The organism is Jejuibacter sp. L23 (assembly GCF_050815825.1).
GTDB lineage: Bacteria > Pseudomonadota > Gammaproteobacteria > Enterobacterales > Enterobacteriaceae > Jejubacter > Jejubacter calystegiae.
The window spans coordinates 4046614-4061437 of record NZ_CP138199.1 but is presented as its reverse complement, the minus strand read 5'-3'; the positions used below and the strand labels follow the sequence as shown (position 1 = coordinate 4061437).

General features: G+C 54.6%; 17 protein-coding genes and 1 other RNA gene. 7 read left to right on the top strand and 11 right to left on the bottom strand.

Going from position 1 to position 14824, the window contains the following annotated elements; translation table 11 throughout:
* Positions 1–26: 26 nt before the first annotated feature.
* Positions 27–203: a hypothetical protein gene (locus tag SCU88_RS19455; protein ID WP_175340864.1), complete on the bottom strand. Its 177-nt coding sequence runs from the start codon at positions 201–203 to the stop codon at positions 27–29.
* A gap of 489 nt (positions 204–692) precedes the next feature.
* On the opposite strand from SCU88_RS19455, the gene SCU88_RS19450 reads away from it, so the two are divergent.
* Both SCU88_RS19450 and SCU88_RS19445 read left to right on the top strand, forming a co-directional pair.
* On the top strand, positions 693–1208 hold the full coding sequence (locus tag SCU88_RS19450) for a tlde1 domain-containing protein (RefSeq protein ID WP_175340884.1): 516 nt from the start codon (positions 693–695) through the stop codon (positions 1206–1208).
* On the top strand, positions 1189–1443 hold the full coding sequence (locus tag SCU88_RS19445) for a hypothetical protein (RefSeq protein WP_175340883.1): 255 nt from the start codon (positions 1189–1191) through the stop codon (positions 1441–1443). The genes SCU88_RS19450 and SCU88_RS19445 overlap by 20 nt, the downstream gene beginning before the upstream one ends.
* A 27-nt stretch (positions 1444–1470) precedes the next feature.
* Here the strand turns inward: SCU88_RS19445 and SCU88_RS19440 are convergent, their stop codons facing one another.
* The 5 genes from SCU88_RS19440 to smpB form a co-directional block, all read right to left on the bottom strand.
* Complete coding sequence (locus tag SCU88_RS19440; RefSeq protein ID WP_175340882.1) at positions 1471–1956, bottom strand: type VI secretion system tube protein TssD; 486 nt, start codon at positions 1954–1956, stop codon at positions 1471–1473.
* 1021 nt (positions 1957–2977) lie between these two features.
* The gene (locus SCU88_RS19435) at positions 2978–3223 is read right to left on the bottom strand and encodes a DinI-like family protein (protein WP_175340881.1); all 246 of its coding nucleotides are present in this window, start codon (positions 3221–3223) and stop codon (positions 2978–2980) included.
* 249 nt (positions 3224–3472) lie between these two features.
* Positions 3473–3837: a transfer-messenger RNA gene (gene ssrA, locus SCU88_RS19430) on the bottom strand.
* 101 nt (positions 3838–3938) lie between these two features.
* On the bottom strand, positions 3939–5189 hold the full coding sequence (gene alr, locus SCU88_RS19425; protein ID WP_175340880.1) for an alanine racemase: 1251 nt from the start codon (positions 5187–5189) through the stop codon (positions 3939–3941).
* A 163-nt stretch (positions 5190–5352) separates the two neighbouring features.
* Entirely contained in the window at positions 5353–5835 is a 483-nt protein-coding gene (gene smpB, locus SCU88_RS19420) for an SsrA-binding protein SmpB (protein WP_138098996.1), read from the bottom strand.
* A 147-nt stretch (positions 5836–5982) separates the two neighbouring features.
* Between smpB and SCU88_RS19415 the strand changes: the two genes are divergently transcribed.
* A complete protein-coding gene (locus SCU88_RS19415) occupies positions 5983–6420 on the top strand; it encodes a type II toxin-antitoxin system RatA family toxin (protein WP_138098995.1) in 438 nt (145 codons plus the stop codon).
* Complete coding sequence (locus tag SCU88_RS19410; protein ID WP_138098994.1) at positions 6410–6700, top strand: RnfH family protein; 291 nt, start codon at positions 6410–6412, stop codon at positions 6698–6700. Before SCU88_RS19415 ends, SCU88_RS19410 begins: the two co-directional genes overlap by 11 nt.
* A 58-nt stretch (positions 6701–6758) precedes the next feature.
* Here the strand turns inward: SCU88_RS19410 and bamE are convergent, their stop codons facing one another.
* From bamE to nadK, 3 genes are all read right to left on the bottom strand, one after another.
* Positions 6759–7097 carry an outer membrane protein assembly factor BamE gene (gene bamE, locus SCU88_RS19405; protein ID WP_138098993.1) on the bottom strand — a complete coding sequence of 113 codons (339 nt, stop codon included), beginning with the start codon at positions 7095–7097 and terminating at the stop codon, positions 6759–6761.
* A 304-nt stretch (positions 7098–7401) separates the two neighbouring features.
* Positions 7402–9063, bottom strand: a complete 1662-nt coding sequence (gene recN / locus SCU88_RS19400) for a DNA repair protein RecN (protein ID WP_175340879.1) — start codon at positions 9061–9063, stop codon at positions 7402–7404.
* Between the two features lie 84 nt (positions 9064–9147).
* On the bottom strand, positions 9148–10026 hold the full coding sequence (nadK, locus tag SCU88_RS19395) for an NAD(+) kinase (protein WP_175340878.1): 879 nt from the start codon (positions 10024–10026) through the stop codon (positions 9148–9150).
* Positions 10027–10151: 125 nt separating this feature from the next.
* On the opposite strand from nadK, the gene grpE reads away from it, so the two are divergent.
* Positions 10152–10739, top strand: a complete 588-nt coding sequence (grpE, locus tag SCU88_RS19390; RefSeq protein WP_138098990.1) for a nucleotide exchange factor GrpE — start codon at positions 10152–10154, stop codon at positions 10737–10739.
* Positions 10740–10784: 45 nt separating this feature from the next.
* Here the strand turns inward: grpE and SCU88_RS19385 are convergent, their stop codons facing one another.
* Both SCU88_RS19385 and SCU88_RS19380 read right to left on the bottom strand, forming a co-directional pair.
* Positions 10785–12071: a CNNM domain-containing protein gene (locus tag SCU88_RS19385; RefSeq protein ID WP_175340877.1), complete on the bottom strand. Its 1287-nt coding sequence runs from the start codon at positions 12069–12071 to the stop codon at positions 10785–10787.
* Positions 12072–12096: 25 nt separating this feature from the next.
* On the bottom strand, positions 12097–12885 hold the full coding sequence (locus tag SCU88_RS19380) for a cytochrome C assembly family protein (protein WP_138099317.1): 789 nt from the start codon (positions 12883–12885) through the stop codon (positions 12097–12099).
* A 171-nt stretch (positions 12886–13056) separates the two neighbouring features.
* Between SCU88_RS19380 and ffh the strand changes: the two genes are divergently transcribed.
* Positions 13057–14418, top strand: coding sequence for a signal recognition particle protein (ffh, locus tag SCU88_RS19375; RefSeq protein ID WP_175340876.1), 1362 nt, complete (start codon positions 13057–13059; stop codon positions 14416–14418).
* A 139-nt stretch (positions 14419–14557) separates the two neighbouring features.
* Positions 14558–14806, top strand: a complete 249-nt coding sequence (rpsP, locus tag SCU88_RS19370; RefSeq protein ID WP_138098987.1) for a 30S ribosomal protein S16 — start codon at positions 14558–14560, stop codon at positions 14804–14806.
* Positions 14807–14824 lie beyond the last annotated feature (18 nt).

Here is a 14824-nt window from a genome sequence, read left to right as displayed (position 1 = left end):
GGAAAAGCCCCCGCAGGGGCTTAGCGCTAAATAAATTTGAGCAGTACGGTTGTGATGGTTGCCACCGCACCAATCAGGCCGGAGGCTACCACGATGGGATACCATGCTGATTCTCTGTTGAGTTTTGATGTTTCGGCAATCAGCTTAGCGATTTCAGCGTTGATTTTTGCTAGTTCGGCCTGGGTCATTTCGTTGGTGCTCATCGTTCTTCCTTTCGGGTTCGGGCTGCGGCCTTTCCGCTACCTCATGCGATAAATGATAGCCCCTTTGGTGCTATTTATCAACGACAGGAAGAAGAAAAAAGCGACGCACAGCTCACAACGCGCCGAAATCGAAATGAAAGATTTATGCCCGGCCAGCTTACCGGCATGGCTCGAGCCGGTAAAGATGTGCTGTTCCGGTTTGGAATTCGACTCGCAAATCAGGAGACGGCAGCTGGTTGCCGACGTGCTTTGTGTGTCGCTGAGCAGCATTTAAAGGCATGTTCCGATAGAACGTAAAAGCTGACTTACTTAAAGATGCATATGTCCGGATCGGGGATATTTATCATGACGGGGATTCCGGACGGCGGAGATGGAATAGCCCGGAGCATTAGTGGCCCGAACGACCTGAGTGACCATAATCGGCCGGGGTGTACTCGGCTGTTTTGACCCTGTATAGTTTAGAAATCATAAACGATGGAGCTATTCGTAATGGCATTGCAGGGAAAGTTTATCATTAACGATGCAGACTACTCGCCACTGATGATCTACGGAGTAGGAACATTTATGGCATTTTCTGGTAATGGGGTATACCGCAACCGTGGCGGGTGTGGAATCATTCCTAATAATGGCCCTATTCCTCGCGGGAAATACTGGATTGTAGATCGCCCTGAGGGGGACTGGAAAAACAGGTTACGATCATGGGCTATAGACGTGGAGCGCACGTATTGGGATGGTGTGCCTACGGATCATTCAAGCTGGTTCGCTCTTTATCGTGATGACCATACGATCGATGATACTACGTGGTTTGAAAGTGTGAGACGCGGCGCTTTTCGTCTTCATCCCGGCCAACTTTCGCTGGGGTGTATTACCCTGGCCCACAGTTCTGACTTTCAAACGATTAGAAATGCGCTATTGAGAACGCAGAAAATCAGAGTGCCGTGTATGAGAAGCCTGATGGCGTATGGAAGCATAGAGGTGATCGCAAATGGTAGTACTTGTCCGTAGGATATTAAAAATTATCTTCTTTATCGTGCTGTCAATTGCGATTGGCAGAAGTTTTGATATCTACTCGTTAGTTAGCGTGGATTCTGCGATCCGCTTGTCTTATCAGCTTTTTGGTGAGGGTGGGCAGGAGAATGTAGAGGCTGTATATTCTCTGATTGATATCGTGATTATAATCATATTAACCACGATTGCATACATGCTCGTAATGAAAGGAATTCGCTACTTCAAAAAGTAAGGTGCGCAGGTATGGCGCACCTGCCTGTTATGACCTCATATTCCAGTCATCGGTATACTGAACATTTCCGTCCACATAACGCCACGTGACTCGTTCGTACATCATAGAGACGGATTCCATGTGGTTGATCTGAGAGTTGCCGGATAGTTTAGCGTTCGGCATGCCTGGGTTAACGCCGGTGATCTTCACGCCTTCAAACAGCATGACAAAATAGGCCTCTTCCTGGCCCGCATGATTGATGCGATACCATTTTATTTCGGCGCTTTTCAGCGTCTGGCCTTTAGCTACTGCCTTATAGAGATACGGGCTGGACGAGTCAAACTCCTTTTCAATTATCACCGGTGAGTGGCTACGAGTGCCTGTGATTTTCCCTGTGTTGCTGTCTACAGGGAGATTTAGCCCGTGGCTGAATCCCACAACCTCAATACTTCCTTCACGATCTTGAACGTCTACAGACCCTTTAATGTCTGCGCCTCCATCGTCCTTGAGCCACATATAAGCCGGTATTGGCATGCTATTTCTCCTTGAGTAAATATCCATGAATTATGCATGGTATCACAACATAAGAAATGCTAAAGGAATAATAGGGGGTAACAGATGGCTATGATAAACACAGGGCGGTAGGCTAAATATCGGCGTACAACACGAGAGTGTAGGGGGCATATGGCCAGGTTGAGTACGGAGGTTCTGCGTAACGTAAAATCAGCATAAAAAAAGAACCCGACGGAACCGCCGGGAAAAGAATCTAAAATACATCAGGTTGAACCGGCGGCCTGTGCACTCCTGTGTCAGTAATCGAAGGGGACCTCCGACCAAGCACGCCATTAGATGATTCTACATGCATGTAACATTTGGTCAACCATGGAGTAATTATGGGAAAACGGCTGGTGTTCAGGAATTAATAGTCTGAGTTTTCCTCAGGTTTCTGGCGTTAGGCATGTATGGATAACAGTGCAAAAAAGAGCCCGACATAATGCCGGGCATAAAGCCATATCGTATTTGCTTTGACGGTTATGTTGATGGAGCCTGCCAGGGGGTGAGGCACATGGGAGGCGCAGAACCCATCACAATGTTTATAGTGCACATAAAACATTTTGGCAACATTGAGTGACCGGATGGCGAGTAAAAAAATCCCGGCGTGGACCGGGAGGATAATAAAAACATCAGATTGAGGTGGCGGGCTTGGTGCATCCACCGGCAGCAGACCTGAGCTACTGGGCCCACCGCAAGTAAATACTACATGTGTGAAGCGTTATATCAACCATTGATTTACCATGGATAAGGTGGTTGATGCATCCGGTATGTTACTAACCAGCATTTGCAGACATATTCCGGTAGCGTGATGGAGGTAGGGGGGGCAGAGCAGCCCATAGATATCCAAAAGCGTTCTGCAAAACTATTTGTTATGCATTGATCTTTAAGCATATTTTTTTCCTCTGTTTTGGCTGTTTTATTGCGCTATTTTTATGGTAATAACCTTTTAAATCAGGTTGTTAGGGTTTAAGAAAATCGCTACCGGTCTGGTATATGCATGTCAGACTTCATCGGCGACCATCCACATATCTGCTTCTTCAAACATCTCTTCCAACAGCCGCAGCAGCTTCTCTTTTTCGTGCTTGGGCGCGTCGGTGTTCAGGCTGCTCGACTCCATAGGCTTAACCTTCACGACGGCATCGGGAAAGATCCTGTGAACGCGTTTTGTCAGTTCAGATAGAATGATCTCCCGGGCGCCGGTCAGGCCGTTAACGTTTCTTTTGTCGTAGATCAGCTCAACAAACATAGCTACCTCGTTAATTCACTGTATACATAAACAGTATAAAATTAACTGTGATTATGTCCAGTAAAAAACGGAAGTGGACTGCCGGGCAAGCATAAAGAAAAACCCCAGACCGTTAAGTCTGAGGTTCTGTCAAAGTGCACGTGCATTTCACGTGCATATTTTTGTCTTTTTTCGGTCTGCCTGCTGTCTGGTCAGTGTCCGTAAGTGGCTGTTTTTCTTGCCGCTGTCCGGTTGCAGTCCTGTCAAAAGTGGTGGAGCTGGCGGGAGTTGAACCCGCGTCCGAAATTCCTACATCCTCGGTACTACATGCTTAGTCCAGTCTTTACATTCACCTGCCAGCTGCGGACGGACACGCCACTAACAAACTAGCCTGATTAGATTTAACGCTTCAACCCCAGGCAAGGCATCCACGCGATCTCTTTTGGGTTTGACCTCTCTTGATCCCCGTCCTAAGAGCGGAGGCTAGGGAGAGAGGGCTCTGAGCAGGTTATTAAGCTGCTAAAGCGTAGTTTTCGTCGTTTGCGACTATTTTTTTGCGGTTTTTTAGCGAGGCCTACCGCACCTCGGCATGCACCTTGGGTTTCGCGAATCCCGTCGAATCCAGAATCAGCCCCAAAGAGTGAATCGAGTATATCACAAATTTATCACGGGAGAACCGTCGCTAACGAGAGTGGCGACAATTCAGGCATCCTGCGCTTGCGGGCCGCCGCGTGATTTAGTCTACCAGCACCCGGGGAACGGTGGCGCCCCACAGGATAGAGGTTTGGGTGAACAGCACATCGGTAATCTCTTCCACCTCTTCACCGGTCACTTCGGCATTGCCCTGTTTGCCGAACAGCACCACTTCGGCGCCTGGGGCGATACCCGATGTGCCGGTAACATCTACCATAATGGTGTTCATCGAGGTTTTGCCCACGGCCGGGTAGCGCTGGCCGCCAATCAGTACGTGGCCCTTGTTGCTGAAGTCGCGCAGGTAGCCGTCGGCATAGCCCACCGGAATGTTAGCCAGCAACGAGTCGCGCTTTAACGTGTAAGTGCGGTCATAGCCGACGGTGGATCCTTTTTTATAGGCGTTAACGGCAGCGACGTTGGATTTATAGGTCATCACTCGCTGATAGCTATGGGTGGCGGTGGTATCGCCATAGAAGATGCCGCCGACCCGCACCAGGTCCAGGCGCGATTCCGGTACCCGCAGCGTGGCCCAGGTGTTGGCGGTATGCAGCGTAATATCGCTGCGCTTCAGCCCGGCGGCGGCGATAACGGCAGCCGCCTGCTGGTTAAACAGCTTCAGCCCGGCGCGGATTTCGGCTTCATCCTCCATTGGGTAGTGGGTCATAATCCCCACCACCTTCAGGTTGCTAAGGTGGGCTATCTGGCTGGCCGTGGCAATGCCCTGTGAGGTACTGACATCCAGACCGTTACGCGACATACCGCCAGAGTTCAGTCCCAGGTGGATGGGCAGAGTTTTACCGCGCTGCTTTGCCAGTGCGTTCAGCTCGCTGGCAACCTGCGGGTTACCGATTAACTCCTCGACGTTATAGTCGATCACTTTCGCCATCTCCTGGGGCGAGGCGCTACGCACCCGCATCAGCCGACCTTTAAAGCCCAGGTCACGCACCGTTTTCACTTCGGCGTTGCTGGCAATGCCAATGCACTGAACGTTATTTTCCATCATGACCGGCGTGACCAGCGACAGGTCGTGGCCGTAGGCGTCGCCTTTCAGAATGGCGCACAGCGTGGATTTCCCGCCCAGTAGCTGCTGAACCTGGTGGATATTGCTGGTCAGCTTGCCGCGCGAGATCTCAAGCCAGGCGTGTCCGGGTTGTTCGGCGCTGCGCGACAGGGCCGCGTGATGGTCTGGTGCGGTCTGATGAGCCGATACCGGTGTGGTGGTCTGCTGGCAGCCGGCCAGCGTAAAGAGCGCCAGCAGCGGCAGCGCGTGGCAAAGTCCTTTAGCGTTTTTCATGGTCTGTCCCAAAGTATTGGTGAATGAGTTTTTATTTTTAACGCATAATTATTCGAATTCAGGCGTGAGTCAATACTCTGGCTATGGCCATTTACTAAGAAAAGTCAGGGGGATAGAGGGAAAATGGCTGCCGCCGTGGCGACAGCACGGGAGGGGAGTTGGTTTAGCGACCGGCGTTTTTCATGATCCGCGCTTTATCGACCTGCCATTCACGATCTTTCACATCGTTACGTTTGTCGTGCTGCTTCTTACCTTTCGCCACGCCAATTTTCACCTTGCACCAGGCGTTCTTCCAGTACAGCGACAGCGCCACTATGGTATAACCTTCGCGGTTAATGCGTCCGTACAGGGTGTCCAGCTCGCGCTGATTCAGCAGCAGCTTACGGGTGCGGATCGGGTCGCAGACTACGTGGGTAGAGGCAACGCTCAGCGGCGTAAAGTTAGCGCCGAACAGGTAGGCTTCGCCATCTCTCAGGATCACATAGCTATCGCCAATATTGGCCTTACCGGCGCGCAGCGACTTAACTTCCCAGCCCTGAAGGGCCAGGCCCGCTTCGTATTCATCTTCGATAAAGTATTCATGGCGGGCGCGCTTATTAAGCGCAATGGTGGCTGAGCCAGGTTTGTGTGCTTTTTTCTTCGTCATAGTGCCGCTCAGTATAGGTAATCCGATGGTAAAACGCACCCCCATCCCGTGGGGGACAGACTATGTTAGCATGTCTTGCTGCGTAATTTTTCTTTGCCAGGCCAGAAATGTTATTATCTGTGGGTTGTATGAGACACAGGAAATGGTATGCCGCAGATCAGTCGCACTGCGCTGGTGCCTTATAGCGCTGAGCAGATGTATCAGTTAGTCAATGATGTAAAGTCCTATCCCGACTTCCTGCCGGGCTGCGTGGGTAGCCGGGTGCTGGAATCCACTCCCGGCCAGATGACGGCGGCGGTGGAGGTGGCGAAAGCCGGGATCAGCAAGACTTTTACCACCCGCAATACGCTGACCAGCAACCAGAGTATCCTGATGCATCTGGTGGATGGCCCCTTTAAGAAGCTGATGGGCGGCTGGAAGTTTACGCCGCTGGCGCCGGATGCCTGTCGTATCGAATTCCAGCTGGATTTCGAATTTACCAATAAGCTGATCGAGCTGGCGTTTGGCCGCATCTTTAAAGAGCTGGCGGGCAATATGGTGCAGGCGTTCACGAGCCGGGCCAAAGAGGTGTACAGTGTCGCCTGAAATCCAGGTCGAGGTGGTTTATGCGCTGCCGGAACATCAGTATCTGCGGCGGGTGACGCTACCCCAGGGGGCGACCCTGGAGCAGGCCATTGTGGCTTCCGGTCTGCTGGAGCTGCGCCCGGATATCAGTCTGCAAAAAAATAAGCTGGGTATCTACAGCCGTCCGGCAAAAGCGGGCGATGAGGTGCACGATGGCGACCGGGTGGAAATCTATCGCCCGCTGATTGCCGATCCGAAAGAGCTGCGCCGTCAGCGTGCCGCAGGCAAGAATAAGTCGTAGCGATTTAGCGCATAAAAAAAGCTCCCCTTGGGAGCTTTTTTTATGCCGGTCCGCCGGTTTACTTCTGCAGCGCGGGCTTGTTGTCGATATTGGTCAGTACGCCGTTGCTGTCGAAGGTCAGCGTCAGGGTCTGCTGGGTGACTTTCTCGTGGCCCGGCTGTTGGCGGAAGATGTAATACCAGGTGTTGCTGCCGAAGGGATCGGTCATCATCGGCGTACCCAGCGCATAGGCAACCTGCTGCTGCGTCATACCGACGCGGATTTTTGAAACGTCGCCAGGAGCCAGATAGTTACCCTGGCTGATGTCAGGGCGATAAACCACTCGCTCCAGAGTGGAACAGCCGGCGGTTAACATCAGAAGAACCGCTGCGGCGGCAGTCAGCGTTTTACAGCGCATAGTGATTTGATTCCTTTTCGGGCCCGAACGGCGCGTGGCTCATACGTAATACGCCGATGATAATAAACCTTTACGCAGTTTAAAACCTTAAAGGCGCTTCACTGAGACCGCCAGCGGTGAAAAAAGTTGGCGGCAGGGTGACTGTTTTTACGCTGTTTTTGCCTGAGTGCCGCGTTTTACGCCGCCTCGCTGATTTTCATGACCCGGTCAGTAGCTCGTTTTATTCTGTTGCGAATTCCTGCGTTATTCACTGTTTTACCCGGCGCCGCACCCGAAATCCGGCTGCGGCGCTGTCCCTGGGCTGTCAGGCGGCCAGTAGATCTTTGGCGTTGGCCAGGGTGTTGCGGGTGACTTCGCTGCCGCCCAGCAGGCGTGCCAGTTCGCGTAGTCTGGCTCGCTTATCCAGCGGCTGCATGCGGGTTTCTGTCACTTCGCCGTCGGTCTCTTTGCTGACAAAGAAGTGGTGGTGCCCGCAGCCAGCCACCTGGGGCAGGTGGGTAACGCACATCACCTGGGTGGAGTCGCCCAACTGGCGCAGCATCTGACCTACGACCGCGGCAGTGGGGCCGCTGATACCCACATCCACTTCGTCGAAAATCAGCGCCGGTGTTTCCATCTTGCGGGCGGTAATCACCTGGATTGCCAGCGCGATACGCGACAGTTCGCCGCCGGAGGCGACTTTGGCCAGCGGCTGCAAGGGCTGGCCCGGGTTCGTACACACGTGGAACTCCACGCGATCCGCCCCTTCCGCCGTCAGCTGGTTTTCGCTGAACTCTACCGCAATGGTCAGGCGGCCATGGGGCATGGCCAGCGCCTGCATGCTGTCGGCGATGAGTCGTTCCAACTCGCGGGCGCTGGCGCTACGGCTCTGGTGCAGGCGTTGCGCGGTTTCCAGCGCCTGGCGATGGTTCTGTTCCACCGCCAGGGCCAGCGCCTCCTGACCTTCGCCCTGTTCGTCCAGCAGGCGCTGTTCTTCCAGCAGTTGCTGGTGTAGTTCCGGCAGCGCTTCCGGCGCAATCTGATGCTTGCGCGCCAGGGCTATCTGACGTGAGATACGCTGTTCCAGCTCAAACAGGCGGTTGGGATCCAGGTCCATGCGATCGCAGTAGTGGCGCAGCTCGTCGCTGGCTTCGTCGATCTGGATGGCGGCCTCTTCCAGCATTTCCAGCACTCCGGAAAGCTTATCGTCCATGCCTGCCAGTTCAGTGACCAGCTGGCGGGCGCTATAGAGCTGGCTGCTGAGCGTCTGATCTTCTCCGTCGGCCAGCAGCGTTAGCGCCTGTTGACCGGTAGAGAGCAACTGACCGCTGTTCGCCAGGCGACGGTACTCTTCGTCGATAGTTTCGAACTCGCCGGCCTGAGGGGCGAACTCATTAAGCTCTTTAAGCTGGTAGTGGAGTAGTTCGGCGCGCGCGGCGCGCTCCTGTGACTGCTGCTGGAAGCTGGCCAGTTCCCGGCAGCTACGATGCCAGGCGCGGTAGCGTTCGGCCATCTCCTGTTGTAACGCCGCTTCCCCCGCGTAACCGTCCAGCAGGTGTTTCTGATGTTCCGGGCGCAGAAGCTGCTGATGGGCGTGTTGACCGTGGATCTGGATCAGCCGCTGGCCCAGGTCGCGTAGCTGAGAGAGAGGGACGGCGGTGCCGTTAATAAAGCCCCGGGAGCGACCATCGGCGTTGATCACCCGACGCAGCAGGCACTCGCTGCCATCTTCCAGGTCGTTCTGCTCCAGCCAGCGGCGGGCGGCGGGCGTATCCTTAAGTGAAAAACGGGCGCACAGGTCGGCACGAGCGGCGCCGGGGCGTACCATTTCGGCATCGGCACGGCCGCCCAGGCACAGGGTCAGTGCGTCGATAGCAATGGATTTCCCCGCGCCGGTCTCGCCGGTGATGGCGGTCATACCACGCTGAAAATCTACCTCAAGGTCGCGAACGATAGCGAAGTTGCTGATGGTGAGTTGTGCCAGCATAGCCACTCTCCTGTATAAATATCAGGGCTGTGTTTTTGCACAGTATAGCCTGGTTTTTTATACAGTAAAGTGGCTGAGTGAATTTCAGAATAATTTTTTTGACCAGCCCAGCTTTGAGCTTAATGTATTGAAATAGCTGTAATCTTTGGGGTGGATCAGGTTCAGGTGATAGTCGCAGCGGCGGATCACCACATCTTCGCCTTCCTGAATAGGCAGGGCGATCTGGCTGTCGCAGCTAATTTCCAGGTCGCTGCGCATATGGGAAAAACGCAGTCGGATGGTGCTGCAACTGTCAATGACCAGCGGGCGCGCCGACAGGGTATGGGGGAACATCGGCACCAGGGTAATGGCGTTTAGCGAAGGCGTCAGAATGGGGCCGCCGGCAGAAAGCGAATAGGCGGTGGACCCCGTTGGGGTAGAGATAATCAGCCCGTCTGAACGCTGGGAAAAAGCGAATTTCTCGTCGATATAGACTTCAAATTCGATCATATGCGCCACCTTGCCGGGGTGCAGCACCACTTCATTGATGGCGGTGCTCAGGCGGCTCTGGCGATCGCGGCGGCATACCTGGGCTTCCAGCAAAAAGCGCTGTTCGGTGATATAGTGCCCCTCAAGGACGTCGGCAAGCTGCTGCTGGGCGTTGTCAGGATCGAGGTCGGTCAGAAAACCCAGATTACCGCGGTTGATGCCGATCACTTTAATATCGTAGCGCGCCAGCACCCGTGCGGCGCCGAGCATATTACCGTCGCCACCGACCACCACGGCGAGATCCGCCTGCTGGCCAATTTCCGCCAGGGTGCCGGTGCGTACCTGAGTGAGCTGAAGCTCCTGGGCGATCTGCTGTTCGACAATGACGTCATAGCCCGCTTCGTGCAGCCAGCGCCAGAGCATTTCGTGGGTGGTCAGCGCGGTGGGGTGGCGTGGATGCCCGACAATACCGATGCAGTTGAAATGTTTATTCATTTTCCAGTCAGGTCCTTAAACAAGGCGTGCGTTCCACAATCTGCCAGCGTCCCTTGAAACCGGGAAACTGATCCCCATAATAAGCGAACCAGCCAGATGAATGCTAAAGAAACGCGGAGAATTTCATGAGTAGTAAAGAACAGAATCGACCAGACGAGCAAGTCTCTGAAGAGAACACCACGGAACAGCAGCATGAAGAGGTGGAAGTGACTGAAGGTGCTGAACAGGTGGATCCGCGCGACGAACGTATCGCTAATCTGGAAGCGCAGTTAGCCGCGGCTCAGCAGCAGGAGCGCGATATTCAACTGCGCACCAGGGCAGAGATGGAAAACCTGCGTCGCCGTACCGAACAGGATGTGGAAAAAGCGCACAAGTTCGCGCTGGAGAAGTTCGTTAACGAACTGCTGCCGGTGCTCGACAGCCTGGATCGCGCCCTGGAAGTGGCCGACAAAGAGAATGGCGATATGGCCGCGATGATTGAAGGGATCGAGCTGACCCGTAAATCGATGCTCGACGTGGTCCGTAAGTTTGGTGTTGAAGTGGTGGGAGATACCCAGGTTCCCTTCAACCCGGATGTTCACCAGGCGATCGCGATGGTGGAATCCGAAGAGGTTCAACCGAACCACGTGCTGATGGTGATGCAGAAGGGTTACACCCTGAATGGCCGTACCATCCGCGCCGCGATGGTTTCCGTGGCGAAGGCGAAGGCCTGATAGCCCGAAGAGTGCCGCCCTCTCTCCGGGAGAGGGCGGTATCGATTATCCCTCCACGCTTTCGCGTAGCGGCTTCACCGGCATCACTCTCACCTGCTTAATCATATTGTCCTGAACGTCCAGGATGTCGATATCATATTGTTCGATGCGTACCCGGGTGCCCGGCGCCGGAATCTCTTCCAGAGCTTCCAGAATCATGCCGTTGATGGTGCGGGCTTCGTCTTCCGGCATCTTCCAGTTAAAGGCCTTATTCAGGTCACGCACGTTGGCGCTGCCTTCAATCAGTACCGAGCCGTCATTCTGCGGGCGGACCTCTTCGGCAAGGGTCGGGGACATCGAAGTGGTAAAGTCGCCGACGATCTCTTCCAGAATATCCTCTACCGAGACCAGCCCCTGAATATCGCCATATTCGTCCACCACCAGGCCGACCTTCTTCTTGTTACGCTGGAATTTCACCAGTTGCACATTCAAGGGCGTGCCTTCGGGGATGTAGTAGATCTCATCGGCGGCGCGCAGGACACTCTCTTTGGTGAACTCTTTTTTCTCGGTCATCAGCCGCCAGGCTTCACGCACCCGCAGCATGCTGATGGAATCGTCCAGCGACTCGCGGTAGAGCACGATACGCCCGTGGGGTGAATGGGTGAGCTGGCGCTGAATGGACTTCCAGTCGTCGTTGATGTCGATACCGACAATCTCATTGCGCGGCACCATAATGTCGTCGACGGTCACTTTCTCAAGGTCGAGCACCGACAGCAGCATATCCTGATTGCGGCGCGAAATCTGGGAGTGGGACTCGTTAACGATGGTACGTAGTTCATCTTTGCTCAGGGCGGCGCTAACGGCGCCATCGGCCCTGATACCCACCAGACGCATCAGAAGGCGGGTGATCATATTGAGCAACCACACCAGCGGCATCATGATGATTTGCAGCGGCGCCAGCAGAACGCTGCTGGGGAAGGCGACCTTTTCCGGGTAGAGCGCGGCAATGGTCTTTGGCAGCACTTCGGCAAACACCAGCACCACAAAGGTGAGTATACCGGTGGCAATGGCCACCCCGGCGTCGCCATACAGACGCATACCAACAATAGTGCCCAGCGCCGAGGCCAGAATATTGACGAGGTTATTACCAATAAGTACCAGACTTATCAGGCGGTCGGGTTTCTGCAGTAGCTTCTCAACCCGCTTTGCGGCGCGGTTCCCCTGCCGTGACAGGTGGCGCAGGCGGTAGCGGTTAAGGGTCATCATTCCGGTTTCAGAGCCGGAAAAGTAAGCAGAAATCACCACCATCACGATCAAACTGACGATCAGCGTGGTGGTTGAGATGTGTTCCAAGAGGGTTTCCTTTACAGTGACAAACTTAGCCGGAGATTTGTTGCAGTATCCGGCTTCCGAAGTAGGCCAGCGTCAGCAGGGCGGCGCCAGCCACGTTGAACCAGACTACGCGCCGTCCGCGCCAGCCGCCATGATAGTGGCCCCATAGCAGGATGATATAGACGAACCATGCCATAATAGACAGGACGGCCTTGTCGATATTTTCCGAGCTGAACAGGTTGTTCATATAGAACAGGCCGGAGCACAGGGTCAGGGTCAGCAGCACGACGCCGACCTGGGTGATGTGAAACATCTTGCGTTCGATGGTCATCAGCGGTGGCATATCGGCGCTAAAGGCCAGCCGCTTATTTTTCAACTGATAGTCGATCCAGGCAAGCTGTAGCGCATAGAGCGCGGCGATAATCAGCGTGGCGTAGGCGAACAGCGACAGTCCGATGTGCACCATCACTCCCGGCGTGGCTTCCAGATGCGTAATAAATTCATTAGGCATAAAGGTCGCCAGGGCCAGGTTGATCAGCGCGAACGCATAGACGATGGGCAGCAACAGCCAGCCGCGATTGCGTGAGGCGACGATGGTCATGACGGTGCAGATCATCAGACTGACCAGTGAGCCGACGTTAAGCAGGCTCAGGTTCTGGCCGCTGTCGCCCGCGAAGATGCGAGCCTGTAGCGCCAGGCCGTGGCAGATTAGCGCGATAATGGCGGAGATCAGGGCGAAACGGCGCCATCCGCTGTTTTTCTTTAACAGGCCAGGGACGATCAGCGCCAGACTGAAAGAGTAGGCGACAAGCGCAAGCAGTGCAAAAACAGGCATATACAGGTGTCGATTATGAGCCAGAGAGTCGATAAGGCAGTATAGCGTTACCCGGCTTCCGCTCCAACCGTTGCTTGCATCGCACATGGGCGGCTTCGTGATATACTCGCCCCCAAATGTTACGTTGCAGTCGCGTGAGCGACCTAAAGTCACCACCCCAGGCAAGAGACAATGTTTGATAATTTAACTGACCGATTGTCGCGCACGCTGCGCAATATCAGCGGCCGCGGGCGCCTTACAGAAGAGAACATTAAAGATACCCTGCGTGAAGTGCGCATGGCGTTACTGGAAGCCGATGTGGCTCTTCCGGTAGTTCGTGATTTTATCAGCCGCGTAAAAGAGAAAGCGGTTGGTCACGAGGTGAACAAGAGCCTGACCCCAGGGCAGGAGTTCGTCAAAATCGTGCGCGGCGAGCTGGTCGCCGCCATGGGCGAAGAGAACAATGAGCTGAATCTGGCCGCGCAGCCGCCGGCGGTGGTTCTGATGGCGGGCCTGCAGGGTGCCGGTAAAACCACCAGCGTCGGTAAGCTGGGTAAGTTCCTGCGCGAAAAGCGTAAGAAGAAGGTACTGGTGGTGTCGGCGGACGTTTACCGTCCTGCGGCCATTAAACAGCTGGAAACCCTGGCTCAGCAGGTGGGGGTCGACTTTTTCCCCTCCGACGTTCAGCAAAAGCCGGTCGACATCGTCAATGTCGCGCTGAAAGAGGCGAAGCTTAAGTTCTACGACGTGCTGCTGGTGGATACCGCCGGTCGTCTGCACGTTGATGAAGCGATGATGGACGAGATCAAGCAGGTCCACGCCGCAATCAATCCGGTAGAGACCCTGTTCGTGGTGGATGCCATGACCGGTCAGGATGCTGCGAATACCGCGAAGGCGTTTAACGAAGCGCTGCCGCTGACCGGCGTAGTGCTGACCAAAGTGGACGGTGACGCCCGCGGCGGTGCTGCGCTCTCTATCCGCCATATTACCGGTAAGCCCATTAAGTTCCTTGGGGTCGGTGAAAAGACCGAAGCCCTGGAGCCGTTCCACCCGGATCGTATCGCGTCACGTATTCTCGGCATGGGCGATGTGCTGTCGCTGATTGAGGATATTGAAAGCAAGGTCGATCGCGACCAGGCTGAAAAACTGGCGAATAAGCTGAAGAAGGGGGACGGTTTCGATCTCAACGACTTCCTGGACCAGCTTAAGCAGATGAAAAACATGGGCGGTATGGCAAGCCTGATGGGTAAGCTGCCGGGCATGGGCCAGTTGCCGGACAACGTGAAGTCGCAGATGGACGATAAAGTTCTGGTGCGCATGGAGGCGATCATCAGCTCCATGACCCGCAAGGAGCGTGAGCGACCGGAGATCATCAAAGGTTCACGCAAGCGCCGTATCGCGACTGGCTGTGGCATGCAGGTTCAGGACGTTAACCGCCTGCTGAAGCAGTTTGACGATATGCAGCGTATGATGAAGAAGATGAAGAAAGGCGGCATGGCCAAGATGATGCGCGGGATGAAGGGGATGATGCCCCCTGGCTTCCCGGGGCGCTGATTGGGCTGCGCTTCCAGGCCATTGTTCACTTCTTCAATTGATTTTTGCGCGAAAATGAGTAAAATTTTCGGGCTTTAATATGACACCGGGCTCCGTTCCTCGATGGAGCCCGGTTGTTTTATTCACACAAGAGGATGTTATGGTAACTATTCGTTTAGCACGTCACGGCGCTAAAAAGCGTCCGTTCTACCAGGTTGTCGTTACTGACAGCCGTAATGCTCGCAACGGTCGCTTCATTGAGCGCGTTGGTTTCTTCAACCCGATCGCCAACGAAAAAGAAGAAGGCACCCGCCTGAACCTGGATCGTATCGAGCACTGGGTTGGCCAGGGCGCTACTGTTTCTGACCGCGTTGCGCAGCTGATTAAAGCCGCGAAAAAAGCAGCTTAATCTGTCACGGTGGTCATG